Origin of the sequence: Bradyrhizobium icense (genome assembly GCF_001693385.1) — a bacterium.
GTDB lineage: Bacteria > Pseudomonadota > Alphaproteobacteria > Rhizobiales > Xanthobacteraceae > Bradyrhizobium > Bradyrhizobium icense.
Map to the genome: position 1 here is coordinate 6,858,331 of NZ_CP016428.1, position 23,714 is coordinate 6,882,044.

At 63.3% G+C, this 23,714-nt stretch carries 23 protein-coding genes, 1 pseudogene and 1 riboswitch; of the genes and pseudogenes, 11 read left to right on the top strand and 13 right to left on the bottom strand.

Annotated elements, in window-relative coordinates; translation table 11 throughout:
- Positions 1-77: 77 nt before the first annotated feature.
- A complete protein-coding gene (locus LMTR13_RS31685; protein WP_065731191.1) occupies positions 78-1,343 on the bottom strand; it encodes an extensin-like domain-containing protein in 1,266 nt (421 codons plus the stop codon).
- Between the two features lie 355 nt (positions 1,344-1,698).
- The gene (locus LMTR13_RS31690; RefSeq protein ID WP_065731192.1) at positions 1,699-2,541 is read right to left on the bottom strand and encodes a DUF2147 domain-containing protein; all 843 of its coding nucleotides are present in this window, start codon (positions 2,539-2,541) and stop codon (positions 1,699-1,701) included.
- 186 nt (positions 2,542-2,727) lie between these two features.
- On the opposite strand from LMTR13_RS31690, the gene LMTR13_RS31695 reads away from it, so the two are divergent.
- Positions 2,728-3,468, top strand: coding sequence for a DUF2147 domain-containing protein (locus tag LMTR13_RS31695; RefSeq protein ID WP_065731193.1), 741 nt, complete (start codon positions 2,728-2,730; stop codon positions 3,466-3,468).
- A gap of 147 nt (positions 3,469-3,615) precedes the next feature.
- Here the strand turns inward: LMTR13_RS31695 and LMTR13_RS31700 are convergent.
- Both LMTR13_RS31700 and asd read right to left on the bottom strand, forming a co-directional pair.
- A pseudogene (locus tag LMTR13_RS31700) lies at positions 3,616-4,127 on the bottom strand (NUDIX hydrolase).
- 67 nt (positions 4,128-4,194) lie between these two features.
- On the bottom strand, positions 4,195-5,064 hold the full coding sequence (gene asd, locus LMTR13_RS31705) for an archaetidylserine decarboxylase (RefSeq protein WP_065731194.1): 870 nt from the start codon (positions 5,062-5,064) through the stop codon (positions 4,195-4,197).
- 34 nt (positions 5,065-5,098) lie between these two features.
- On the opposite strand from asd, the gene LMTR13_RS31710 reads away from it, so the two are divergent.
- The gene (locus tag LMTR13_RS31710) at positions 5,099-6,763 is read left to right on the top strand and encodes an aminotransferase class III-fold pyridoxal phosphate-dependent enzyme (protein WP_065731195.1); all 1,665 of its coding nucleotides are present in this window, start codon (positions 5,099-5,101) and stop codon (positions 6,761-6,763) included.
- Positions 6,764-7,017: 254 nt separating this feature from the next.
- Here the strand turns inward: LMTR13_RS31710 and LMTR13_RS31715 are convergent, their stop codons facing one another.
- From LMTR13_RS31715 to LMTR13_RS31725, 3 genes are all read right to left on the bottom strand, one after another.
- Positions 7,018-7,635: a hypothetical protein gene (locus LMTR13_RS31715; protein ID WP_065731196.1), complete on the bottom strand. Its 618-nt coding sequence runs from the start codon at positions 7,633-7,635 to the stop codon at positions 7,018-7,020.
- Positions 7,636-7,755: 120 nt separating this feature from the next.
- The gene (locus LMTR13_RS31720; protein ID WP_065731197.1) at positions 7,756-8,445 is read right to left on the bottom strand and encodes a class I SAM-dependent methyltransferase; all 690 of its coding nucleotides are present in this window, start codon (positions 8,443-8,445) and stop codon (positions 7,756-7,758) included.
- Positions 8,446-8,504: 59 nt separating this feature from the next.
- Positions 8,505-9,560, bottom strand: a complete 1,056-nt coding sequence (locus LMTR13_RS31725; protein ID WP_065731198.1) for a glycosyltransferase family 4 protein — start codon at positions 9,558-9,560, stop codon at positions 8,505-8,507.
- A 130-nt stretch (positions 9,561-9,690) separates the two neighbouring features.
- Here LMTR13_RS31725 and LMTR13_RS31730 point away from each other — a divergent pair, with 130 nt between their 5' ends.
- Positions 9,691-11,091, top strand: coding sequence for a TAXI family TRAP transporter solute-binding subunit (locus LMTR13_RS31730; protein WP_065731199.1), 1,401 nt, complete (start codon positions 9,691-9,693; stop codon positions 11,089-11,091).
- A 201-nt stretch (positions 11,092-11,292) separates the two neighbouring features.
- Here the strand turns inward: LMTR13_RS31730 and LMTR13_RS31735 are convergent, their stop codons facing one another.
- Entirely contained in the window at positions 11,293-11,997 is a 705-nt protein-coding gene (locus tag LMTR13_RS31735; protein WP_156795871.1) for a hypothetical protein, read from the bottom strand.
- A 73-nt stretch (positions 11,998-12,070) separates the two neighbouring features.
- Positions 12,071-12,259: a hypothetical protein gene (locus LMTR13_RS40035; RefSeq protein ID WP_083219308.1), complete on the bottom strand. Its 189-nt coding sequence runs from the start codon at positions 12,257-12,259 to the stop codon at positions 12,071-12,073.
- Between the two features lie 1,069 nt (positions 12,260-13,328).
- On the opposite strand from LMTR13_RS40035, the gene LMTR13_RS31745 reads away from it, so the two are divergent.
- On the top strand, positions 13,329-14,003 hold the full coding sequence (locus LMTR13_RS31745) for a L,D-transpeptidase (protein WP_065731201.1): 675 nt from the start codon (positions 13,329-13,331) through the stop codon (positions 14,001-14,003).
- Between the two features lie 150 nt (positions 14,004-14,153).
- A complete protein-coding gene (locus LMTR13_RS31750; protein WP_065731202.1) occupies positions 14,154-15,722 on the top strand; it encodes a DUF4403 family protein in 1,569 nt (522 codons plus the stop codon).
- Between the two features lie 128 nt (positions 15,723-15,850).
- Here LMTR13_RS31750 and LMTR13_RS31755 read toward each other — a convergent pair whose 3' ends face one another.
- From LMTR13_RS31755 to LMTR13_RS31770, 4 genes are all read right to left on the bottom strand, one after another.
- Positions 15,851-16,066: a dodecin family protein gene (locus tag LMTR13_RS31755; protein WP_065731203.1), complete on the bottom strand. Its 216-nt coding sequence runs from the start codon at positions 16,064-16,066 to the stop codon at positions 15,851-15,853.
- Positions 16,067-16,264: 198 nt separating this feature from the next.
- A complete protein-coding gene (locus tag LMTR13_RS31760; RefSeq protein ID WP_065731204.1) occupies positions 16,265-16,792 on the bottom strand; it encodes a PRC-barrel domain-containing protein in 528 nt (175 codons plus the stop codon).
- Positions 16,793-16,889: 97 nt separating this feature from the next.
- Positions 16,890-17,267 (bottom strand): PRC-barrel domain-containing protein, encoded by a 378-nt coding sequence (locus tag LMTR13_RS31765; protein ID WP_065731205.1) that lies wholly within the window; start codon positions 17,265-17,267, stop codon positions 16,890-16,892.
- 156 nt (positions 17,268-17,423) lie between these two features.
- Entirely contained in the window at positions 17,424-17,618 is a 195-nt protein-coding gene (locus tag LMTR13_RS31770; protein WP_057854958.1) for a hypothetical protein, read from the bottom strand.
- 352 nt (positions 17,619-17,970) lie between these two features.
- On the opposite strand from LMTR13_RS31770, the gene LMTR13_RS31775 reads away from it, so the two are divergent.
- From LMTR13_RS31775 to thiC, 6 genes are all read left to right on the top strand, one after another.
- A complete protein-coding gene (locus LMTR13_RS31775) occupies positions 17,971-18,489 on the top strand; it encodes a lytic transglycosylase domain-containing protein (RefSeq protein WP_065731206.1) in 519 nt (172 codons plus the stop codon).
- A gap of 227 nt (positions 18,490-18,716) precedes the next feature.
- Positions 18,717-18,860, top strand: a riboswitch (TPP riboswitch).
- Complete coding sequence (locus tag LMTR13_RS31780) at positions 18,848-19,861, top strand: FAD-dependent oxidoreductase (RefSeq protein WP_065731207.1); 1,014 nt, start codon at positions 18,848-18,850, stop codon at positions 19,859-19,861. (Overlaps the previous riboswitch by 13 nt.)
- Positions 19,852-20,049, top strand: coding sequence for a sulfur carrier protein ThiS (gene thiS, locus LMTR13_RS31785; RefSeq protein WP_065731208.1), 198 nt, complete (start codon positions 19,852-19,854; stop codon positions 20,047-20,049). The genes LMTR13_RS31780 and thiS overlap by 10 nt, the downstream gene beginning before the upstream one ends.
- 154 nt (positions 20,050-20,203) lie before the next feature.
- Positions 20,204-20,986, top strand: a complete 783-nt coding sequence (locus tag LMTR13_RS31790; protein WP_065731209.1) for a thiazole synthase — start codon at positions 20,204-20,206, stop codon at positions 20,984-20,986.
- Entirely contained in the window at positions 20,973-21,581 is a 609-nt protein-coding gene (locus tag LMTR13_RS31795) for a thiamine phosphate synthase (protein WP_065731210.1), read from the top strand. Before LMTR13_RS31790 ends, LMTR13_RS31795 begins: the two co-directional genes overlap by 14 nt.
- 232 nt (positions 21,582-21,813) lie before the next feature.
- On the top strand, positions 21,814-23,712 hold the full coding sequence (gene thiC, locus LMTR13_RS31800) for a phosphomethylpyrimidine synthase ThiC (RefSeq protein WP_065731211.1): 1,899 nt from the start codon (positions 21,814-21,816) through the stop codon (positions 23,710-23,712).
- Positions 23,713-23,714 lie beyond the last annotated feature (2 nt).

The window sequence follows — 23,714 nt, forward strand, 5'->3', positions numbered from 1 at the left end:
TCGGTTATGACGAGCGCCGCTTGCCCACATGATCGTTAGCCGATTACGTGATCGTAGGACGGACAATTCGCACGACGTCAATGATCGTGGAACGCGTCTTCCTCGTTGACCTTGCTGTTGCCCTTGAACCAGCGCGACCAGGGCTTTTTGCTGCCGAGCGATCCTGTCGAATAGGGATCACGTGACGCGTAAGGATTACGCTGGGCGCGCGCGGCGACCTGCTCACCCGACACCGCGGCGGGCTGACAGATGGTGCGACGCGAAGGACGGCGCATCAAATCGACGTGAATGTGGTCTTCGTGGTGGGAGTTGGAGCCCGGCGCCAGCACGGTGTTGAACTGCTGACAGGCGGCCGCCTGCACGTCGCGCAGAAAGCCCTGCTCTTCCGGCACGCCGCGCCAGCCGCCTTTCACCGTGATGCGCCTGCCGTCGGCGAGCGTGAAGGCTGCGATGTCGAGCGCGTTGCCGAACGCATGCTCGGAAATATGCGCATGCGGATTGCCGTTCATGCCGCGACAGGAATAGGCGGAGATCTGCTTGATCTCGACGACGCGCACGCCGAACCAGCGCATTGCCGCCGGCTGCACGGAATCGGTGAGCCAGCGGTCGAGCGCGGAGACGATCGGGCACGCCAGTGTCGCCGGCGGCTTCATCGAGACCTGACCGAAGGCGCTGACGGAATTGCCTTGCGCGGGACCGAGCCGCGGCGCCGCCGGCGATGGCGAATAGGATGGCTGCGCATACGGCGGGGAAGGAGGCGCGGTGTAACGGTCGCGCGGTGGATAGGATGGTTGCGCCGCATAACCGCCGCCGCGCGACGTCGGCACGCCTTCGGGGGGCAGATCGATATCATCCTGCTGCGGGGCCACACCCGGCGCGGACAGCGAGATCGGGCCGTTCGACGGCGCGGCATAGTTCGGCTGGCGCGGCGCCGGATCCGGATAGCTTCCTGAATGGCTCCCGGGATAGTTCCCAGAATAGTTTCCAGAATAGTTTCCTTGGGACGGAGCCGGCGCCGGGGCGCGCGCGATCGGCCAGCGCGGCTGATTGCCGATATTGGCCGGCGGCCGCAGGCTTTCGTCGGCAAAGCCGAAAGAGGTGATGTTTTCGCCGAGCGCCGCCACTTTCAGCGGATATTCCGCACCGCACACGCCGGGACCGGAGATCGGGTCGATCCGAACCAATTCCGGGCTCTCCTTGACCGCGCCGGACTTCAGGCAAGCGACTTCGGCCTCGGTACGCCATGGTTCGCGCTCGGCGGACTGAAAAAATCCGCGGCCACAACCCGCTAGCGAGACGAGGACGAAGGAGCCGACGAGATACAAACGAACTCCGCGCGTCATCCCGCGCACGTTCAACCAATTTATTTAAAGACTCTTCAACATGTTGATTTTACGTTTTTTTTACCATGTTGCCGGAGGCCGAGGCCTGTGGAGAGCGCGTGGATGGACAGCAGCGCTGACTTTTTGGGTCGGGAACGCTTTGCTAACCTAAAGTGTTAGGTGCGGGCACGACGTGAACCCAGGGAGCCTTCCCAATGGATTTCGTAAGTCCTCTCGTCAGCAGACTTGGCGTTGTAACCGCGTATGTTGCATTCGCCTTCGTCGGCGCGATTGTGCTTGGCGTGTTCTAGACTTCCCGTCCACACAATGGACCTAAGCGTCCGGTGACCCGCGTCACCGGGCGTTTTCGTGCGATCTACGAACGCGGATCGGCGGACACCATCACCAGGCTGTCAGCGCGGCGCATGACGCGGCTCCAGTTGTTGCCGGAGCAATAGAAACGGAGAAGCGCGCAGGCTTCGACACGAAGCGTGTTGATCTCCTTCATCGACATCGTGCCGTAATAGGTCTCGCCGCTGTCCTGGCTGTAGACACTGCCGGTCCATTGCCGTTCCGCCTTCGGCTTCATGTTGATCAGGATCGCCTCGCCCTTCTCGGACGATGCATTGAGCACGTAGCCGCACAGCGCGCTGCCGCATTTTGCGATCCGCACCGTCCCCTTGCCTTCGGTCTGCCAATCGCCGATCGGAGAATCCGATGGCGCTTCCTCGGCCTGATGCGAGACGCGTTCAGCTGGCGGCGCAGGCTGCACCGTTTCGACCGGTTTCGCGGGCGGTGGTGGTGGCAATGGAATCGAAACCTGCTGAGACGACGCGGGCGCAGGCGGCGGCGCTGGCGGAAGCGGCGGTGGCGCTGCGACGATTTGCGTCGTCGATGCAGCCGGGGTGAAGACGGCCGGCGGTAGTGTGACGACGGTGGCCTTGGCCGGTGGCGTGGTCGCTGGCGGCGCAGGCGGCGAAACCGCTTGCGGCGCAGGCTTCGCCGGCGCGACCCGGTCGCGATCCTCTTCATAGCGGTCGCGCTTGTGGCGCCAGTTGAGGCTTCTGGAGACCGACATCGAGGCACAGGACGTCGAACGGCAATGCCTGGAGGATTCGATGTGCACCCGATGGCCGCCGATCTTGAATGAAATCGAGCCGCCGGCCTGGACGGAAGAACTGAGCAGCATCAGCACGGCGAGAAAACAAAACCGTTTCATCGAAGCCTCCCGCGAGCGAGGCGGAAAACTAGTCGCGAGGAACCTTGACCGGATGTGATTTGAATCACCGAGCCGCTTCGGCACTGCCTGATGCTTCGTGACCTGAATCACAGAGCGCATCCCCGCGCCCGCGTAGGCTCAGCCCACGTTCACCGCCACCGCGCACAAGCCGCCCAGGAGGCTCTCATGAAGAAGCTGTACATCCTCGCCGCATTGTTGATGGCCACCACCTCGGCGCATGCGGGCGGCATTACCCTCCAGATCAATGGCGAGCGCATTCGTGTCGAATCGCCGCGCAACTGCAACGCCATTTCCTGCATCAAGATTACCGCGCCCGGCTATAACGGCACGCTCGGCAATATCGACCTCAAGGGCATGGGCTCGAAGAGCAAGGACGACGACGTCGCCGACACCACCCCGGCGAAACCGTCTGCTCCCGCCCCGGCCCAGGCGGCCGCGCCGCAGCCTGCGGCGTCCGCGCCAGCAACAGCAACGCCTGCGCCCGCTCAAACCACCGTCGCGACCGCAACACCGGCGCAAACCGAGGTCGCACCGCCCACTCCGCCCCCGCCGCCCGCCCCGGTCGCCGCCGCGCCTGCACCGCAGCCGGCTACGGCCGCAGCCGCAGCGCCCGCTGCCGATCCGAATTCGCCGATCGGCGTCTGGGCGACGGAAGAGAACAAGGGCAACGTTCGCATCGAGCAATGCGGCGCCAATCTGTGCGGCTATTCCGTCAACACCGGCGAACGGATCCTGATCAACATGAAGCCCCAGGGCAGCAAGTGGACCGGCCGTATTCACGATCCCGACAGCGGCCGCAAATACGACTCCACGATCGCGCTGAAGGGCACCAGTTCGCTGCGCGTCCAGGGCTGCGCCTTCGGCGGCATGTTCTGCGGCGGCCAGACCTGGAAGCGCGTGAGCTGACTACCAATCGTTACCAGTCTCATCATTCCCCGGACGCGGTGCGCCACGACGTGGTGCACCGCTGAGCCGGGGTCCACTGTGCCACGCGATGTAGGTCCCGTTTCTGCGACGCAGCGCTGGCGCGCTGCATCGCGCCCGGGACGCGGGTTAGCGAAACAACCGAAGCAGATTTTGAAAAAAGCCTACGGGCTGGGCTTTGGGCACTTCGACAGGCTGCACCGCCATCGGCAGCCCTGCGCCTTCCACACCATTCGCTGCCGCCAGCGCGATCGGCCCGACATTTTCCAGAAACGCGCGCTCATGGCCGCGCGACAGCCGTTCGACGGCCTGCTCCAGCGGCAGCCAGTCCACCGCCTTCACGTCGCGCATCGGTTTGCGCATCGGCATCTCGCCCGCTTCCATGCGCCAAAATGCACCACCTTGGCGCCGCCGCTGACATCATAAGCCAGCGTGCCCAGAAATTCATGCACAGCAACGTCGTGCCCGGTTTCTTCCATCACCTCGCGTTCGGCGGCGGCGCGTGGCGTCTCGCCGTCGTCGAGCTTGCCCTTGGGCAGCACCCATTCATTGCGCTTGCGCAGGCGCACCACGGCGACCAGCGGCGGCTCCGCCTGTCGCAACACGATTCCTCCCGCCGCCATGACAGGCGCTCTCGCCATCGATCTCTTCCCGCGTTTCGCGACTGCGACCGCGAGCATATAGAGACAATAGTCCGGAGAATCGAGATTAAACCTGTGGCTTTCGCAACAGTCGTTCGCCGGCGCGGATGCGCCCTCCCTCCGCGACGTTGTCGCAAAATTCGAAATTCTCCGGCACCAGCACGATGATGGTCGAGCCGTGCTCGAACCAGCCGAGCTCGTCGCCCTTGCGCACCTTCGCATCGCAAGGAAACACCGTCGGTCCCCTGCTCTGCGCATTGAGCGTGCGATCGAGGAAATGCAGCCGGATGCTGGCGACCAGAATGGCGGCGACCGGCACCAGCGTCAGTGCCTCGCCGGACGGCAGGCGCGCCTGCAGCACCGCGCGCTCGTTCTTGCAGAACAGACGCTCGACCCGCTTCAGCGCGATCGGATTGACGTTCCAGACGTCGCCATGGATGAAGGTCACCCGCTCGATGCTCATGTCATACGGCGCGTGAAAGCGGTGATACATGCTGGACGTCAGCCGGAGCGTCAGGAAGCGGCCGTTGCGGTGTTGCTCGACCAGCGCAGGATCGCCGAGCAGGTCGAGCAGCGAATAGGGCGCGCCCTTGATCTGGAACAGCTCGGTATCGGCGATCTTGCCGAACGCGCCAATGATGCCGTCCGAAGGACTGGACACGACGGCAGGGTCCGGATCCGCCGGCCGCAGCCCGGGGCGCAATTCGCGCGTAAAGCAATCGTGCAGACTCTTGAATTCGGCTTTCTTCGCTTCCGACAGATCGAGATCGGAAAACAGCCGCCAGCACCAGATCGAAACATCGCGCACGAGCGGGTTTTCGATCTTGCTGAACCAGCCCATGAAGCGGGTCAGTGCCGCCCGCGGGATGCGGTTGGTCAGGAGGAAATTGAGGTCTTCCTGCTGGGTGAGGCGGGCGATCAGGCGCCGGATTGTCATCAATCTGTCAGCAGGATTGGCTAGCGCTTCAGGCATGGATTCGTCCCTTCCGATTCTTTCCCTGTCCGCGGCTGCGGTCGCTGGCGCCGCGGCAGTGTTCCCCAAGTTGCAGGCGCGGCTGGCGCTGTCGCGCGCAAAACACCGCTCGCTGACCGGACATTCCAAAATGTCCAAGACGGTCGCGCGGCTGGTGCCGCATTATGAATTCGACATCGACGACTTCTTCTGTTCCGACGGCGCCCCCGTCGACGTCGCCATGCAGCGGCAGGACGCCTTCTTCCGCCTCGCCTGCCTCTACGAGGAACGCTATGCGAAGGGACGGAAGATGACGGCCGAAGCGGCCGAGCACATCTCCGACCTGCAGTTCACCGAAACCTACCGGGTGCCGTTCCAGTACAGCCGGCTGGTGCGGGAAAATCTCGGCACCGGCGCCTTCATGCAGTCTTCCGCCGGCGTCACCGTCAACGATGTCGACGGCAACACCTTCTACGACCTGACCGGCTCCTACGGCGTCAACATTTTCGGCAACGATTTTTACAAGGAGTGCATCACGGAAGCCGAAAAGCGCGCCCGCGCGCTTGGCCCCGTGCTCGGCCCCTATCATCCCGTCATCACCGACAACGTCCGCCGGCTGTGCGAGATCTCCGGCCTCGACGAAGTCTCGTTCCACATGTCCGGCACCGAAGCCGTCATGCAGGCAGTGCGCCTGGCGCGCTACCATACCAGGCGCACGCATCTGGTTCGTTTCGCCGGCGCCTATCACGGCTGGTGGGGCGACGTGCAGCCAGGCGTCGGCAATCCCGTATCGCCGCACGAGACCTATACGCTGGCCGACATGTCGGAGCGCACGCTGCATGTGCTGCGAACGCGCAAGGACATCGCCTGCGTGCTGGTCAATCCGCTGCAGGCGCTGCATCCCAACGCCAACGCGCCCGGCGATTCCGCCCTCGTGGACTCCTCCCGCAAGGGCGCGTTCGATCGCGCGGCCTACACCGACTGGCTGAAGAAGTTGCGCGAGGTCTGCACTGCGCGCGGCATCGTCTTGATCTTCGACGAAGTCTTCGTCGGCTTCCGCCTCGCCGCCGGCGGCGCCCAGGAATATTTCGGCGTCCGCGCCGACATGGTGACTTACGGCAAGAGTCTCGCCGGGGGCCTGCCGGTCGGCGTGGTCTGCGGCCGCAAGGAATTGATGCGGCGTTTTCGCGATGATCGTCCCGCCGACGTCTGCTTCGCCCGCGGTACCTTCAACTCGCATCCCTACGTCATGACGGCGATGGACGAATTTTTGAGCCGCCTCGCCAGCCCGAACTTCAATGCGGTCTATCAGGGGCTCGATGAGACCTGGAACGGCCGCGCCAAGGCGTTGAACGATCGGCTGGCCGCGCAGGATCTGCCCGTCCGCGTCAGCAATCTCTCCTCGATCTGGATGGTGCAATATACCGAGCCGTCCCGCTACAACTGGATGCTTCAATACTACCTGCGCGCCGAAGGGTTGGCGCTGAGCTGGGTCGGCACCGGCCGGCTGATCTTCAGCCTCAACTACACGGATGCGGACTTCAATGAAGTCGCCGACCGCTTTGTTACGGCTGCCGAGAAGATGAAGCGCGACGGCTGGTGGTGGCATGACGGCTCGCTCACCAACAAGGATATCAAGCGGCGGATCCTGAAAGAGATGCTTGCCAAGCGGCTCGGGCGCTAGCGGCGTTCTTCTATTTACCGTCATAGCCTCGGCTACTCACTCGTCATTGCGAGGAGCCAACAGGTGGCGCGAATGCGCGCCATGACAGGCTCCGCGACGAAGCAATCCATCTATCCCCGGAAGGAGAGATGGATTGCTTCGCTTCGCTCGTAATGACGACCTCACAATTGCTTTCTTAGTTCTTCTGACGTTCAAGACGTGGATGGCCGGGACAAGCCCGGCCATGACGACTTCGCTAGATCAAGCGGCAACAATCACGCGTGCTTGACGTGCTTCTCCAGGCCCGGATCGATCAGTTCGCCCTTCATGAGAGCCAGCGGCGCCTTGTAGTACAGCTTGAGGTCGCTGAAGGGGTCGGTGAGGATCTTGGTCATCCAGACCAAGCCGGTCTCGACGTCGCGGATGAAGAACAGGTGCACGGTGCGGAACAACAATCCGCCGATACCGACCGCCAGCCACACCTTGGCAACCTGCCGCATGAAGTCGGCGCTTGTGGTCCAGGGCTCGACCAGTCCGAACAGCGTCGGGCTGAAATACAGCACCAGCGGCGACAGCGCCCAGATCGTCATCAGCACGACTTTGCGCTGCAGATTGTAGCCGACCTTGATCTCTTCCTTGTGCTCGTGGGTCGCCTGGTTAACGTGGTCATAGCCCTTCGGCTCGAAGAAGAAGTGACCGGCCTGCCGCGTTGTCATCGAGACCAGCCAGCCGACCAGCGCCGACACCACGGGATCGAAGAACAGCATCACATAGGCGAACAGGAAGCTCGCCGCGCTGACGAAGTGCAGCGACTGGTTGATGCGGCTGTGGTGATAGTAGCGATGGTCGTCCCAGCGCTGGGTACGCAGTTCCTGCAGAAAGTTCTTGATCATGTTCTCCCCCAAATTCCGATGGGATCGGGTCTACTGAGATTCGATGTCCGGCATGTGACATCATGATAATGACATGTGACCGTTCGCAGTGACGCGATGACGCAACCGCAATCAGGCGCGTCAGGCAGCCGCGGCGACGTCGATTTTGCGAAAGCGCACCAGCGAGAAATGGCCGAGCGGCGGCACCAGGCGGCGCTCCGCCAGTTCCATGCCGCGCGCGCCGGCCAGCCATTGCGCATAGCGCGACCAGGCGAATTCGGCGGTGCGGAAGCCGAGCGGGCGCACCACCGGCTGCAGCCGCCGCTCGATGAAGCGGCGCATGCCGGCATCGGCGCTGACGCGGGTGAGGATGATGAGTTCGCCGCCCGGCCGCAGCACGCGGGCGAACTCGTCGAGCGCCTTTTCCGGGTTCGGCACCGCGGTGACGACATATTGCGCCATCACCACGTCGAAACAATCGTCGGGGAATTCGAGGTTTTCGGCGTCCATCACCGCGAGCCCCTCGACGTTCTTCAGGCCGAGTTCATCGACGCGCTTCTTCGCCTTCTCCAGCATCGCTTCCGAAATGTCGGTGCCGAAGATGCGCAGGTGCGGCGCGTATAGCGGCAGCGAAATGCCGGTGCCGACGCCGACCTCGAGCACGCGGCCGCCGATCTTGTTGGTGGCGGCAATCGCCGCCCTGCGGCCCTTGCTGAACACGCCGCCGAACACGAGGTCGTAGACCGGCGCCCAGCGATCGTAGGCCTGCTCGACCATTTCGCGGTCGAAATCGAGTGGCCTCGTGCCGTCAAGCTTGATGATGTCTGCCATGGTTGGTTTGCCTTTTCGTCTCACGCATATGACTGGTGTTGATGGTCGAACTGCTCTGTTCAGCCCTGCACGGCGCTCGCAGCGGGCGCCCGGCGCGCCGGACGCAGCGCGCGGCTCGGCTGCAGCGCGGTCAGGTTGCCGATGAACTGCCGCGCGCTGTTTTCCCAGGAGCGCGCCAGCGCAAAATTCCGGCAGGCCTCGCGCGACATCGTCAGCGCGCGCAAGCACGCGCCGCGCAGATCGGTGTCGAGTGCGCCGATCGGATGGCCGGCAATGACGTCCTTCGGGCCGGTGACCGGGAATGCCGCGACCGGCGTGCCGCACGCCAATGCCTCGAGCTGCACGACGCCGAACGTATCGGTAAGGCTCGGAAACACGAAGACGTCGGCAGCGGCGAGATGCGCGGTCAACTCCCCGCCCTTCTTCTCGCCGAGAAAAATTGCATCAGGGTATTGTTTCGTAAGCTGCGCCTTCTGCGGTCCGTCGCCGACGACGACTTTCGATCCCGGCAGGTCGAGCGACAGAAACGCCTCGAGATTCTTTTCCACCGCGACGCGGCCCATCGTCATGAAGATCGGCCGCGGCAGATCGAGCGTCGCAGGCGTATGCGGGTTGAACAAGTCGGTGTCGACGCCGCGCGTCCAGAAGCCGAGCTTGCGAAAACCCCGCGCGGAAAGTTCCTGACGAAGGGAATCGGTTGCGACCATGACGGTGGAAGACGGGGCATGAAAGTGCCGCAGCACCGCATAGCCGACGGCGGCCGGCAGCCCGGTGCGGACGGCGATATATTCGGGAAAGCGCGTCGTATAGGACGTGGTGAACGAAAGCTTGCGGCGGCGGCAATAGGCGCGAACCATCCAGCCGATCGGTCCCTCGGTTGCGATGTGGATGGCATCGGGCGCCGCCTCTTCGATCCGCCGCGCGATCTCGCGCCGGTTCGGCAGCGCGACGCGCAAGCCGGGATAGGTCGGCACGCCGAGGGAAGGAAACCCGTCTGGAGTGAGGAAGCTGATTTCGGCGTCGAGCGCAGAGGCGCTGCGCGCCAGCGACGTCAGCGTGCGGACGACACCGTTCACCTGCGGATGCCACGCATCGGTCGCAATCAATATCTTCATGTCCGGACCCGAGGTTAATGATTCTCAAATCCGACGTTCAGCCATGGATATTTCAAGCGTATGACGTCATCGATGTGTAAGGATGTTTTTAAAGTCCCCTCCACGCATTTTCGTGTAACGTGACAGCAAGATGACAGGCCGTAACGACAATCCTGCGCGATCACGCCGGCGGCGAAAGCGGAAGAGCTATGCCCTTCTCATCCTTGCCGCCGGCCTGCTCGCGTTCGGCGTCGCGGCGGGCACGCTCTATTACGTGCTGCGGCCGACGACGCTGCGGATAGCGGTCGGCCCTGCCGGCAGTGACGACCAGAAACTGGTCCAGTTGATGGCGCAGACGTTTGCGCGCGAGGGCGGCTCGGTGCGGCTGGCGCCGATCACGACCGAGGGGACGGCGGAGAGCATCGCGTTGTTCGCGGCCGGCAAGGCCGATCTCGCCGTCGCGCGCGGCGACCTGAACCTGCCGACGAGTGCCGAGTCGGTTGCCATCCTGCGCAAGAACGTCGTCGTGTTGTGGGCGCCTTCCGGCCGTCCCGCCAGGGGCTCGAAGAAACAGCCAACGCCCAAGATCAAGAGTCTCGACGAACTGGCCGGCCACCGCGTCGGCGTGATCGGGCGGACGCAGGCCAATATCGCGCTGTTGCGTGGAATCCTGAAAGAGTCCGGCATCAATCCCGACAGGGTCGCGATCAGCCAGTTCGCCACCAATCAGCTCGGCGAAATGGCGCGCGATCAGTCGGTCGACGCCTTCATGGCGGTCGGCCCGCTCAAGAGCAAGATCACCGTCGACGCGATCGCTGCAACCGCGGCTGTCCGCGGCGAGCCGAAATTCCTGCCGATCGAGGTTTCCGAGGCGATCGCCAAGAAAAATCCGATCTACGAATCCGAGGAAATTCCTGCCAGCATCTTCGGCTCTTCGCCGCAGCGGCCGGAGGACAAGGTCGACACCGTTGCCGTCAGCCACCTGATCATCGCGCCGAAGTCATTGTCTGACACGGCGGTTGCCGCCTTCGCCCGCCAGCTATTCAGCAACCGCCAGCAGCTCGCGCGTGAATTGCCGACCGCCTCGCAGATCGAGAAGCCCGATACCGACAAGGACGCGGCGCTGCCGGCGCATGCGGGAGCAGCGGCCTATATCGACGGCAACGAGCGAACCTTCCTCGAAAAATACACCGACTACATCTGGTTCGCGATCCTGATACTGTCGGGCCTGGGCTCGGCCGGCGCGTGGTTCAAGCATTACTGGAATAAGGACGAGCGCGAACAGTACATCGCCCATCGCGATCATCTGCTTGAGTTGATTTCCAGGGCAAGGAAGGCCGAAACGCCGGAAGAGCTGGCCGAGATGCAAGCTGCAGCCGACGGCATGTTACGCGAGGCGTTCAATTGCTATGACGACGGCACCGTCGAGGAAGGCGACCTCTCGGTGATCGCCCTCGCGCTCGAACAATTCCATCACGCCGTCGCCGACCGCCGCGCGGTGCTCGGGACCGGCAGCGCCGAATCGCCGCGGATGCGCGCGCTCCAGACCTGATCTGGTCGGCGGGCTTTTCCGTCGCTCAAGTAGACTTTCCGGCGCAGCGGCCGGACTGGACCCGCCGTCCACGTGGTGGCCGGGTGAGCGATAACGGGCCGCGCCTATGGCGGTAAACGGTTGTAGGAAGAACTCGAAGACGTGCTCACCAAACGCCTCAAGAATGCGTTGGCGTAACAGCGTTTTTTGGCTCAACGCGAGCTATTGTTCTGCTGCCAACTGGACCATCTGGCGCCCGCCATTCATCTCCTTGAGGCTGTTGACGTAATCCTCAGGACGCTTCCAGCGGACAGGAGTTTTCAATCCCAGGAAACTTGCGATGCTGCCGATAAACGCGTTGCAATTGGTTGTTTCGGCGTTCCAGACCGGTGAACTCGCCTGCAATTTCTTGATGTATGCGAAAGCCTTTTTGGCGTCCGGCTCATTCAAGTAGACCCGGTAACTAGCGGTCAGGTACTGCGGATCAAGATCACCGTAGCTTGCCCCGGTCTCGGACGGCACCCACGTCAAATGACCAATTATATAAGGCAGGGTGTCACCTGCGGGGGTAAGCCCCGCGACCTCAACTGCTCGCTCGCTTGTCTTCCCATACCAGACAAAAGCATGTCCCCAGCTCGCCGCCGTTCTGGCTCTGAAATCAACATAGTACGGCCCCTTCGCTGATCCCGACCCCGGCTTTCGAGTCGACTGTCGGGCCGGTTTCGACTCGATGGGCGCTTCACCGGAAGCAAGCGCATTCGCGTCAGCGGTGCGCTTGTGGATCTCCCGCTTGTGGGGAATGGAGCGTTCCGAACCGGTGCGAGTTTCAATCTCGCGTGCGGAAGCTGATTGAATTTCGAGCGTAACAGCGGATGTGCAGAACCCCGCAAGGAGGCATAGCGCCAATCTGTTCAGTCCATTCGCCATGCCTTCTCCCAATTGCCGTCCGAAAGGTGGGCGATGAAGGTCAGATGTACGAGACTTGCGCCAACAGCTCGTATTAGTAGCGCCGCACCGCCGGACCAACTGGGGTCTTACCGATTGGGGTCTTACCGATTGGTGTCTTGCCAATCGGCATCTTGCCGACTTGAGCCGTTTGATAGACGGGCTGGCGACGCGGTATGTCGGCAGCGGCAGCAGCAGTCACCAGAGCAAGCGTTGCACCTGTCACGATCAGAAATTTCACCACGGTGCCTCTCCTTGGGTTGGAACAAAGCAGTAAGCTACCGAGCTTTCCCTTTGAAATAGGGCATAAGAATGAACCTCCGAAAATACGTTTACAGTGCAGCAGATATGACACGCTCGGGAACCCGTGCTTGATGAATAGAGCGACCGCGCTGAACGCGGTGGTCGAGCCGATTCATCCCAAGGCGATGCCGGTGATCCTGACAACCTCATCTGGATTTCTTTTTTCTTCATGCCCGCCAATCATCCCTATTCGCAACGATCAGTGTTTCACTTGAAAATGCCGCAAGGCATTTCGTGTATTCTCAGTTTGGAGATTTCAATGAAGGACATCTCACATTGGAGAATACCGCCAAGCTCGATAAATGTGATGGAGGTTACCGTCACACCTTGTGTTGACGATGCGGAGGCAGGGCCCAACGCTAAGCTAGAGAGCCAAAAATCTCCCATGGCCGTCTCATAACGCAAGAAGGCCCCCGGAGCGGTAATCTCCGGGGGCTCTTAGGTCATCGGGATCGGGTACGTCCGCCGATCCAAATGACCGTAGACCAGACAATCACGTCACCAGATCATGTGCGGAATGTGACCGCCGAAAGTCGTGGCTGTGATGATATTCCGTCTGAAAGCTGTTGGCAGACAGTTCGCGCTTGCGCCAATCGGCGCGACGCCGATGCTCGACCGCCAATGCCTTGCGCGCCTGCGCGCGCGCCCGTGTTTCGAGATCGGCTTCATAAGCGTCCACGGCTTCGGCAGCACTGATAGGCTGCTCGGTATTGGTCTTGCAGGGACGCGCCAGTGGGCTGCTGTGGGGCGCGGTTAGGTGGCGCGGACGCAGTCCACGGCGGATGAGGCATCTGTCTCCGCGGAGAGAACCCTCACCCGTCTCCCGCAAGGGGAGAGGGAAGTAAGTGCTCCGGTCGTCCCCGGCGGCCCCGCAACGAAACCTTAACGAAACAATTCCCTAACGCGACGAAACCATTTTGGCGATTTCGTGCAAATGTCCTGAAACGGTTCATCGGTAGAGGTTTCCCCAACGACGCGCCGAAACTGGTGCGACAACCAGGGGGACGATCATGTCCAATTCATCGACACGGAGCCGCTTCGCGGCTGCAGCCTTCGCTACGCTCGCGATTGGCGCGACCGCATTTTCCGCGCCCGCCACTGCGGCTCCACTGCCGCTGTTTCCGTTTTTCCTGCCGCAGATCGAAGCGGCCCCGCCGCCGGTTGCGGCTGCGCCCCAGGAAGAAGAGCGCTTCGAGCTGCCGGCCCGCCTGCGCCGCCAGGTCGTGAACTACTATACGCGCGAGGCGCCGGGCACGATCATCATCGACACCCCGAACACCTATCTCTACCTCGTGCTCGGCAACGGCCAGGCGATGCGCTACGGCATCGGCATCGGCCGCGACGGCTTCACCTGGTCAGGCACCCAGACCATCACCCGCAAGGCCGAATGGCCGGCCTGGACCCCGCCTCCGCAAATGATCGCCCGCCAACCTTATTTGCCGCGCCACATGACCGGCGGCCCGGGCAACCCGCTCGGCGCCCGCGCGATGTATCTCGGCGGCACCATCTATCGCATTCACGGAACCAACGCGCCGGAGACGATCGGCACCCGCGTTTCCTCGGGCTGCCTGCGCCTCACCAACGAGGACGTCATTGACCTCTACTCGCGGGTCAGCGTCGGAACCAAGGTGATCGTGCTGCCGATGACGGATCGCCGCGCCGATCTCGGCCGGACCATCCGCTGAGAGATTAGCGTTATTAATGCGAGAAACGGCCATGGCGCTCGCCGGGGCCGTTTGCGTTGACCTAAGGTCGCGGCAATGTGCAGTGGCGTCCCCCTCCCCACCCCTGTAAAACGTTGTGGGGCAATTCATTGGGGTCCGGGGGGGGGGACAATGCGTCTGCCGGTGCGGGTCAGGACCATTGCGATCGCGCTTGCGGTCCTCGTCATCTCGTTTGTGGTCAGCCTGAAGGTGATGGACTTCGTCGCGCCGCGCGCCACGAACAGTGTGCCCGCGCTTGCCGAATTGCCGCCGCTGCCGCCGGCGGCGCGCGCATCCACGGTGATGGCGCCGATTGCGGTTGCGCTGTCGGCGATCCGCGATGCCGCCGATCGTGGCGCGCCGCGCAATTTCGCCGGCAAGGCCGACAATCCGATTTCGCAGATCCTGCAGAACGCCGACATCGGCTGGACCGCTTCGCGCGGGCCGATCGTAGCTACCGGCGCGCAGGACGTGCTGTCGCTGGCGACGCCGCTGACGGGCACGCTGAACGTCACCGGCTCGCTGTCGGCCAAGGCGACCGGTGCAGTCGGCGAAGCGCTGGGAGGCCTGCTCGGCGGCAACGTCGCCAAGCAGATCGGCAGCGTGAACATCAAGAACCTCAACGCCAGCGCCGAGATCAAGGGCAACGTCGTCATAACAGCGCGACCACAGATCGCCGCGAACTGGCGCATCGAGCCGAACCTCGCAGGCCAGGTCAATCTCGGCGACAGCAGCCTCAGCGTGGCGGGCGCGCGCGTCAACGTGCCGGCGCAGGTGAAACCGTTGATCGATCAGAACGTCGCCGAGCAGATCGCGCTGGTGCAGGCGCGCATGCGCAACGATCCGACCTTCGAGCGGAACGCACGGGTGCAATGGGCCAGGGCCTGCCGTTCGATTCCGCTGCAGGGCACGACAGCCGGTTCAACGATGCCGGCGCTGTGGCTGGAATTGCGCCCGACGCGCGCGATTGCCGCGCAGCCGCGCGTCGATGCCTCGAACCTCATACTGACGCTCGGGATCGAGGCGGAGACCCGGATCACTCCGAGCGAAACCAAGCCGTCCTGCCCGTTCCCCGCCACGATCGCCATGGTGCCGCCGACGCCGGGACGGGCAGCGATCGGCGTGCCCATCGATATGCCGTTTACCGAGATCAACAGGATCGTGGAGGCGCAGTTCGCCGGGAAGGCTTTTCCTGAAGACGGCTCCGGCGCGGTCGACGTCACCGTCAAGCGCGCCAGCGTGGCTGCGTCCGGCAACCGGTTGCTGATTTCGCTGCTGGTGACCGCCAGGGAGAAGAAGAGTTTTCTCGGCCTCGGCGGCGAGGCCAATGTGCATATCTGGGGCAAGCCTGTGCTCGATCAGGCCGAGCAGACGCTGCGGCTGACAGATACCGAGCTTGCCGTCGAATCGGAGGCTGCTTTCGGCCTGTTGGGCGCCGCGGCGCGCGCGGCCGTCCCGCATTTGCAGAAGACGCTGGCAGAGAAAGCTGTCGTCGACCTCAAGCCGTTCGCAAGCAACGCGCAGAAGAAGATTGCCGCCGCGATCGCCGATCTGCAGAAGAACGAGGACGGCCTGCGAGTCTCGGCCGAGATCCGCAAGCTGCGGCTCGCCGGCATCGCCTTCGATTCCAAAACGCTGCGCGTGATCGCGGAAGCCGAAGGCGCGATCAACGTCCATGTGACCGCGCTGCCGGCGCTGTGATGGCTGCACCCATTTCGATGCCGCAAGGGTAGGCAAAGCGAAAGCGTGCCCACCGTCGAGAGGCGAGCGCGGTGATAGATGGTGGGCACGGCGCAAGCGCCTTTGCCCACCCTACGCTATGCCGCCGGCTACGAACCCTCGAACTTGAACGAGACTTTCAGCTTGGCGCGGTAGGCTTCGACCTTGCCTTGGGCGTCTAGCTGCAGATCAAGCTGGACCACTTCGGCCACACGAAGATCCCGCAGGGTTTCTCCGGCGCGGCTGACCGCGCCCGCGGCGGCCTTCTCCCAGGATTCGCTGCTGGTGCCGATCAGCTCGATGACCTTGTAGACGCTCTCCGCCATGTCGTCCTCCCGTTGATGCCAGGATCCATGCAAGGCAGGAAGCAGGTGCTCCTGCCGCGACACAACCTATCATCGGGACGCGGACGCCGATAGGACATGCGGTACCATTGCACGAACGGGCATCCGCAAAATCAAATGGCCGGACGGCATCACGCCGTCCGGCCATTTTGAAGAAGCCTGGTCGCCAAAGACCGCGGCTTATTCGGTCGAGTACTTGAACTCGGGCATCGCCTTGAGCTGATCCTTGGTCGCGCTGAACACAGCGTGATCCGGATACCACGGATTCCTCTTGGGCGGAGTTGCAGCCGGCGCAGCACCCGTCGTGGTGCCTGCGCCTGTGCGTGCCCCACCGGTCGCGGGCGCGCTCGCGGTGCTAGAGGCAATCGGCTCATCGACGAACTTCACCTTGTCGATGGGCACCGCAACCAGATGCTCGCCGACGCCGAGGAAGCCGCCGACACCGATCACCGCGGCTTTGATATCGCCGCTCTTGTCGGTCAGGAGATCGTTGATCGACCCGAGGCTTTCGTTACTGTCATTGTACACGTTCAGGCCGACCATCTTCGAAGCCCGCCAGGTGCCCTTGAACGACGAGGTATCGGATGCAGCCGCAGGCGCGGCGGTCTTGGCGCTCTCAGTCGTTGCCGAAGGACTTTGTTGCGCAAACGCGACACTCGCCAGCAACGCGGACGCCGCGAGGCCGGCAACGGCAGTTTTAGCTAACATATCGGTTCTCCTCAGTTCAGAAACGCTTTGAGGAAAACCCGGCACTTCAACAAGTGTTCCACCCGTTTCGCGTGGAACACGCCGCTGCGACACTGCATCAGAAACCGCCCCAGTAGGGCGGCATGCCGTAATAGCGATGCAGTTCGGCTTCCTTTGCGCGATCGCCCCAGTCGAAATCCTTGTCCGCACTGAATGACGGCGCGCGCTTCAGCTCTTCGTCGTCGATATCGAGTTCGTAGGCTTCGAACCGTGTGCTGTAGCGAAGCCGTCCCCAGGGCAGCGGAATCAGATTGGCTCCGATGCCCAGAAACCCCCCGAAACTCAGGATTGCATACGATACTTTACCAGTGACCTTGTCGATCATCAGCCGTTCGATGTGGCCGATCATATCCCCGTTCGGCCGGCGTACCGCGGTCCCTTCGACACGGTCGCTCGCGATCAGCGGATGTGGCTTGGCCATGACCTCGCTTGCCATCGCAGCCTCCACCAATGAATGGGGAGTCAACGTGGCTGCGTCCGGCTGGTTCCGCTCTACGACAACCAGCCTGCCCCATTCGGAAAGGGCGAAACGCACGGGGCTCGGCCAACGCCGTCTGGCGATACCGGTGAAGCGTCAATGAAATGTGGGCGGTCAGGCCGCGAGCGCGTCGGGATCCGCTTCCTCGTAGATCGCGATCGCCTCGAACCGATAGTCGCAGGCGCGGCAGAACCAGAGGAAGGACGTGCGGCCCGGGCTGCTCTCGACCCAATCGGGTCTCGGGATCGGCTTGCCGCATTGGGCGCAGGGATTTCCGCGAGGCAGATAGCTGGAATCGAGTCGAGCCATGGCGCATCTCCCTTTGACTTCGGACGTCGTAACGACGCCTCGCTTTTTAAAATTCGTTGAATGAGACAGGATTGTTGTCGGAATGAATTGGTTTTGTCGCGGAAATCTTCTTTACACCTTGACTGCGTCATTTGCACGACATTCCTTGCGCGTCCGCGTGACGCAGTTTCGCGTTGGCAGACGCGATGCATCGCACGCACAACGTCAGCGTCACGCTGGCCCGCGTTTGCCAACACTGCGTCAGCCGCAGGTCTCGCCGCGATGTCGTCCGCTTTTCGCCACATCCTCGCCCGGTAATGGAACTACGCGAAAGCGCAATCGCTAACGCGCCGCTCGCCCAGAGATTGTTTTTATGAAAAGTTTATCGAAGTTCGTCTGGCTCGCCGCTGCGGCCGTGCTGTTGCTTTCACCTTCCGCAATGGCGCAGAGCCGCGCGCAATATGAAAGCATGGTCGCCGCCCATGCCGCCGCCAACAACGTGCCGGAAGCGCTGGTGCACAGGGTGATCGTGCGCGAGAGCAAGTATCATCCGAACCTCGTCGGACGCGGCGGCACCATCGGTCTGATGCAGATCAAGCTGCCGACCGCACGCGGCCTCGGCTACACCGGCGACGCCGCGGGCCTGCGCGATCCCAACACCAATCTCGTCTGGGGCATCAAATATCTTGCCGGCGCCTATCGCGCCGCCCATGGCGATCACAGCCGCGCCGTGCGTTACTATGCGAGCGGCTATTATTACGCTGCAAAGCGCCAGCGGCCGGAAAAGCCACTGCAGATCGCGCCGGTGCTGGCAAGCGGTGCGACACCGAAAATCGTCGCCAGCCCGGTCGGAACGCCGGCTGACGCGAACGCGCTGCAAGCGGCGAAATAGCTAAACCAAGACAGCAAACCTCGTGTCCCGGGGCGCGGTGCGGCGCCGTCCCGGCGATGCGAAGCATCGTCCGGTAGCGCTGCTCCGCAAAACGGGACCCTATTGCCAGCCGTCCTGGGCCCCGGCTCAGCAGCGCATCGCCAAGCGCTGCGCTGCGTCCAGAGCAAGGCAGCCTTGCAAGTTCCAGCAAAGCCGCGTTGACACCTTCGCCCAACCGCCTACATTAGCCCTGTTCCGAGGGGTGCTCCGACGAGGAGCTGAGATACCGCAAGCTTGGGCAGTTACCTCAAAAGGTGGCGTGCTGGGACCGCGGTGACCCTTTGAACCTGATCCGGGTCATGCCGGCGAAGGGACAGGGATGTACCAGAAGTCAGATCTGCACGGGGATTCCCCCGTTTCCATCATCGGCGCGGGCATTGCCGGCGCATGGCAGGCGTTGCTGTTCGCACAGGCCGGCCACGCCGTCACTTTGTATGAGCGCAGTGACGCCGATATGACGCTCTCCACCAGCCACTGGGCCGGCGGCATGCTGGCGCCCTATTGCGAGGCAGAAACGTCCGAGCCCGTGATCGGCCGGCTCGGCTTCCGCTCGCTCGATCTGTGGCGCGAACTTTTTCCCGACACCCCGTTCAACGGATCGCTGGTGGTGGCGCACCCGCGCGACCGCGCCGATTTCGAGCGGTTTGCCAAGCTCACCCGCGGCCATATCAGGCTCGACGCATCCGGCGTCGGCGAGCTCGAACCCTCGCTGGATGGCCGTTTTCGCGACGGCCTGTTCTATGCCGAGGAAGGCCATGTCGAACCGCGCAAGGTGCTGCCCGAGCTGCACGCGCGCATCGAAGCCGCCGGCGGCACGATCAAGTTCGATTGCGACGTCACTGCGGAAGATCTCGACGGCATCGTGATCGACTGCCGCGGGCTTTCGGCGCGCGCCGAGCAGCCCGAGCTGCGCGGCGTCAAGGGCGAGATGATCATCATCGAGACGGGCGAGGTCGAGCTGTCGCGCCCGGTGCGGCTGATCCATCCGCGCTGGCCGCTCTACGTCATCCCGCGCGGCGACGGCAAATTCATGCTGGGCGCGACCTCGATCGAGGCCGAGGACACCGGCGTCAGCGTCCGCTCGGCGCTGGAGCTGCTCGGCGCGGCCTATGCCGTCCATCCGGCCTTTGCCGAAGCGCGCATCGTCGAGTTCGGCTCCGGCTTGCGTCCCGCCTTCCCCGACAATCTGCCGCGGATCACGATCGGCAAGAGCAAGATCGCGGTCAACGGCCTTTACCGCCACGGTTTCCTGGTGGCGCCCGCGCTGGCCGAGCTGACGCTCGCCTATGTGCAGCGCGGCGCGATCGACAATGAGGTGATGCGATGCGTGTGACCGTCAACGGCGAAGTGCGCGAGATCGCCGCGGAGCGCGTCGACGCGCTGCTCTCCGAGCTCGACTACGAAGGCACGCATTTCGCGATTGCGCTGAATTATGACGTGCTGCCGAAAAGCCGCTGGGCGGAGACGCAGCTCAAGGCCGGCGACGAGATCGAGATCATCACCCCACGGCAGGGAGGGTGATGGGGATGATCACGCCGCACACTCCGCTGTCATCGCCCGGCTTGACCGGGCGACCCAGTACGCCGTGGCCTATCCGTTTGACTTCAGCCTTCCCGGCGTACTGGATCCCCGCCTTCGCGGGGATGACAGGATCATTTGAGGAAACACCGTGACCATGCTGAATTTCTACGGCAAGACCTTCCCCTCCCGTCTCCTGATCGGCACGGCGCTCTATCCCTCGCCGGCGATCATGCAGGAGGCGATCCGCGCCTCTGGCGCCAACATCGTCACCGTGTCGCTGCGGCGCGAGGCCGCCGGCGGCAAGACGGGCGACGCGTTCTGGTCGCTGATCCGCGAGCTCGATGTCACCGTGCTGCCGAACACTGCCGGCTGCCGCAGCGTGCGCGAAGCGGTGACCACGGCAAAGCTGGCGCGCGAACTGTTCGGAACGCCCTGGATCAAGCTGGAAGTGATCGCCGACAACGACACGCTGCAGCCTGACGTGGTCGGCCTGGTAGAAGCGGCCGGAATCCTGATCAAGGACGGCTTTGAAGTGTTCCCCTATTGCACCGAAGACCTGTCGGTCGCGATGCGGCTGGTCGAAACGGGGTGCAAGGTCGTGATGCCCTGGGCCGCGCCGATCGGCAGTGCAAAAGGTATCACCAACCGCGACGCCCTGAAACTGATGCGCGAGCGCCTGCCCGACATCACGCTGGTGGTCGACGCCGGCTTGGGTGCGCCCTCGCATGCCGCGCACGCGCTCGAACTCGGCTACGACGCCGTGCTGCTCAATACTGCAGTGGCAAAAGCTGCCGACCCTGTCGCGATGGCGAAGGCGTTTCGATCAGGCGTCGAAGCCGGCCGCACCGCGTACGAAGCCGGGCTGATGGAAGCCCGCGACTTCGCCTCGCCCTCCACCCCTGTGATCGGGACTCCGTTCTGGCATGCCGTATCCTGATCGATTCTATCCCGTCGTCGACAGCGTCGCCTGGGTGACGCGGCTGGCGCTGCTCGGCGTCGGCACCATACAGTTGCGCGCCAAGAACCTCGACGACGCCGAGGCGCTGCAGATCGTGACCGACGCCCTTGAAGTCATCAAGGGCACCGATGCCAAACTCGTCGTCAACGACTACTGGCGCGCGGCGATCGTCGCCGGCGCGAAGCACCTGCATCTCGGCCAGGAAGATCTCGTTGGTGCCGACCTTGCCGAAATCCGCAAAGCTGGACTGACGCTCGGCATCTCCACGCACGACGACGAGGAGCTGGCGACCGCGCTCGCCGCCAAGCCCGATTACATCGCGCTCGGTCCGATCTTTCCGACCACGCTGAAATCGATGCGTTTTGCGCCGCAGGGCATTCCAAAGATCACCGAATGGAAAAAGCGCATCGGCGACATCCCGCTGGTCGCGATCGGCGGCATCAAGTTTGAACAGGCGGCCGAAATCTACGCCGCCGGCGCCGACTCGATCGCCGTCGTCAGCGACGTCACCCAGAACACCGATCCGGATGCGCGGGTGCGGCAATGGCTGGGCCAGGGCGCGGAGGCGGCGTGATGTCCCACTGTTTCCCCGTCATTGCGAGCGCAGCAATCCATTGCCACCGCGCAATCGGTGACAATGGATTGCTTCGTCGCTTCGCTCCTCGCAATGGCCGAAGAAATTTCCACCGGCGTCATTCCGGGGCGCGCGCAAGCGCGAACCCGGAATCTCGCTCAATAACCTCGAGGTTCCGGATCGGTCCGCTTCGCGGCCCGTCCGGAACGACGCCCATAAAACGGAGGATTCCATGAACATTCGCTCCAACCCCGACACCACCCTGCCCGCCGTCACCACCGGCCCGCTGCCCTCGTCGCGGAAAATCTTTTCAACGCCCGACGCCGCGCCCGACCTGCGCGTGCCCTTGCGCGAAATCTTCCTCTCGGAAGGCGCGGGCGAGCCGAACCTCCCTGTCTACGACACCTCCGGCCCCTACACCGACCCCTCCGTCGTGATCGACGTCAACGCCGGCTTAGCCCGGCACCGTCTCGCCTGGGTCAAGGAGCGCGGCGGCGTCGAGGAATATGAGGGCCGCGCGATCAAGCCGGAAGACAACGGCAATGTCGGCGCCTCGCACGCCGCAAAGGCCTTCACCGCGTATCACAAGCCGATCCGCGGCCTCGACGGCCACAAGATCACGCAGCTCGAATTCGCCCGCGCCGGCATCATCACCAAGGAAATGATTTACGTCGCCGAGCGCGAGAACCTCGGCCGTAAGCAGCAGCTCGAGCGCGCAGAAGCGGCGCTTGCCGACGGCGAAAGCTTTGGCGCGGAGGTCCCCGCCTTCATCACGCCAGAGTTCGTCCGCTCCGAGATCGCGCGGGGACGGGCCATCATCCCCTCCAACATCAACCACGCCGAACTCGAGCCGATGATCATCGGCCGCAATTTCCTGACCAAGATCAACGCCAACATCGGCAACTCCGCCGTCACCTCGTCGGTGGAAGAGGAAGTCGACAAGATGGTGTGGGCGATCCGCTGGGGCGCCGACACCGTGATGGACCTCTCGACGGGCCGCAACATCCACACCACACGGGAATGGATCTTGCGCAACTCGCCGGTGCCGATCGGCACCGTGCCGATCTACCAGGCGCTGGAGAAATGCGAAGGCGATCCCGTCAAGCTGACCTGGGAGCTCTACAAGGACACGCTGATCGAGCAGTGCGAACAGGGCGTCGACTATTTTACGATCCACGCCGGCGTCCGCCTGCCCTACATCCACCTCACCGCCAACCGCGTCACCGGCATCGTCTCGCGCGGCGGCTCGATCATGGCGAAGTGGTGCCTGGCGCATCACAAGGAGAGCTTCCTCTATACCCACTTCGAGGAGATCTGCGACCTCATGCGCAAGTATGACGTCTCGTTCTCGCTCGGCGACGGCCTGCGGCCCGGCTCGATTGCCGATGCCAACGACCGCGCGCAGTTCGCCGAACTGGAGACGCTCGGCGAACTCACCAAGATTGCGTGGGAAAAAGGCTGCCAGGTGATGATCGAAGGCCCCGGCCACGTGCCGATGCACAAGATCAAGATCAACATGGACAAGCAGCTCAAGGAGTGCGGCGAGGCGCCGTTCTATACGCTCGGACCGCTGACGACCGACATCGCGCCGGGCTACGACCACATCACCTCGGGCATTGGTGCAGCCATGATCGGCTGGTTCGGCTGCGCCATGCTCTGCTACGTCACGCCGAAGGAGCATCTCGGCCTGCCCGACCGCAACGACGTGAAAACCGGCGTCATCACCTACAAGATCGCCGCCCACGCCTCTGACTTGGCCAAGGGCCATCCGGCCGCCCAGCTCCGCGACGACGCGCTCTCCCGCGCCCGCTTCGACTTCCGCTGGACCGACCAGTTCAACCTCGGCCTCGATCCGGATACCGCGAAGAGCTTCCACGACGAGACGCTGCCGAAGGAAGCCCACAAGGTCGCCCACTTCTGCTCGATGTGCGGCCCAAAGTTCTGCTCGATGAAGATCACGCAGGACGTGCGGGACTATGCGGCGACGCTGAACGATCCGGCGAGCGTCGGGATGTCGGTAAGTGGCACCATCGAGGACGGCATGGCGGCGATGAGCGCCAAGTTCAAGGAGATGGGGAGCAGTGTGTATCTGGATGCGGAGAAGGTGAAGGAGAGCAATCGGGTGTTGTGAGG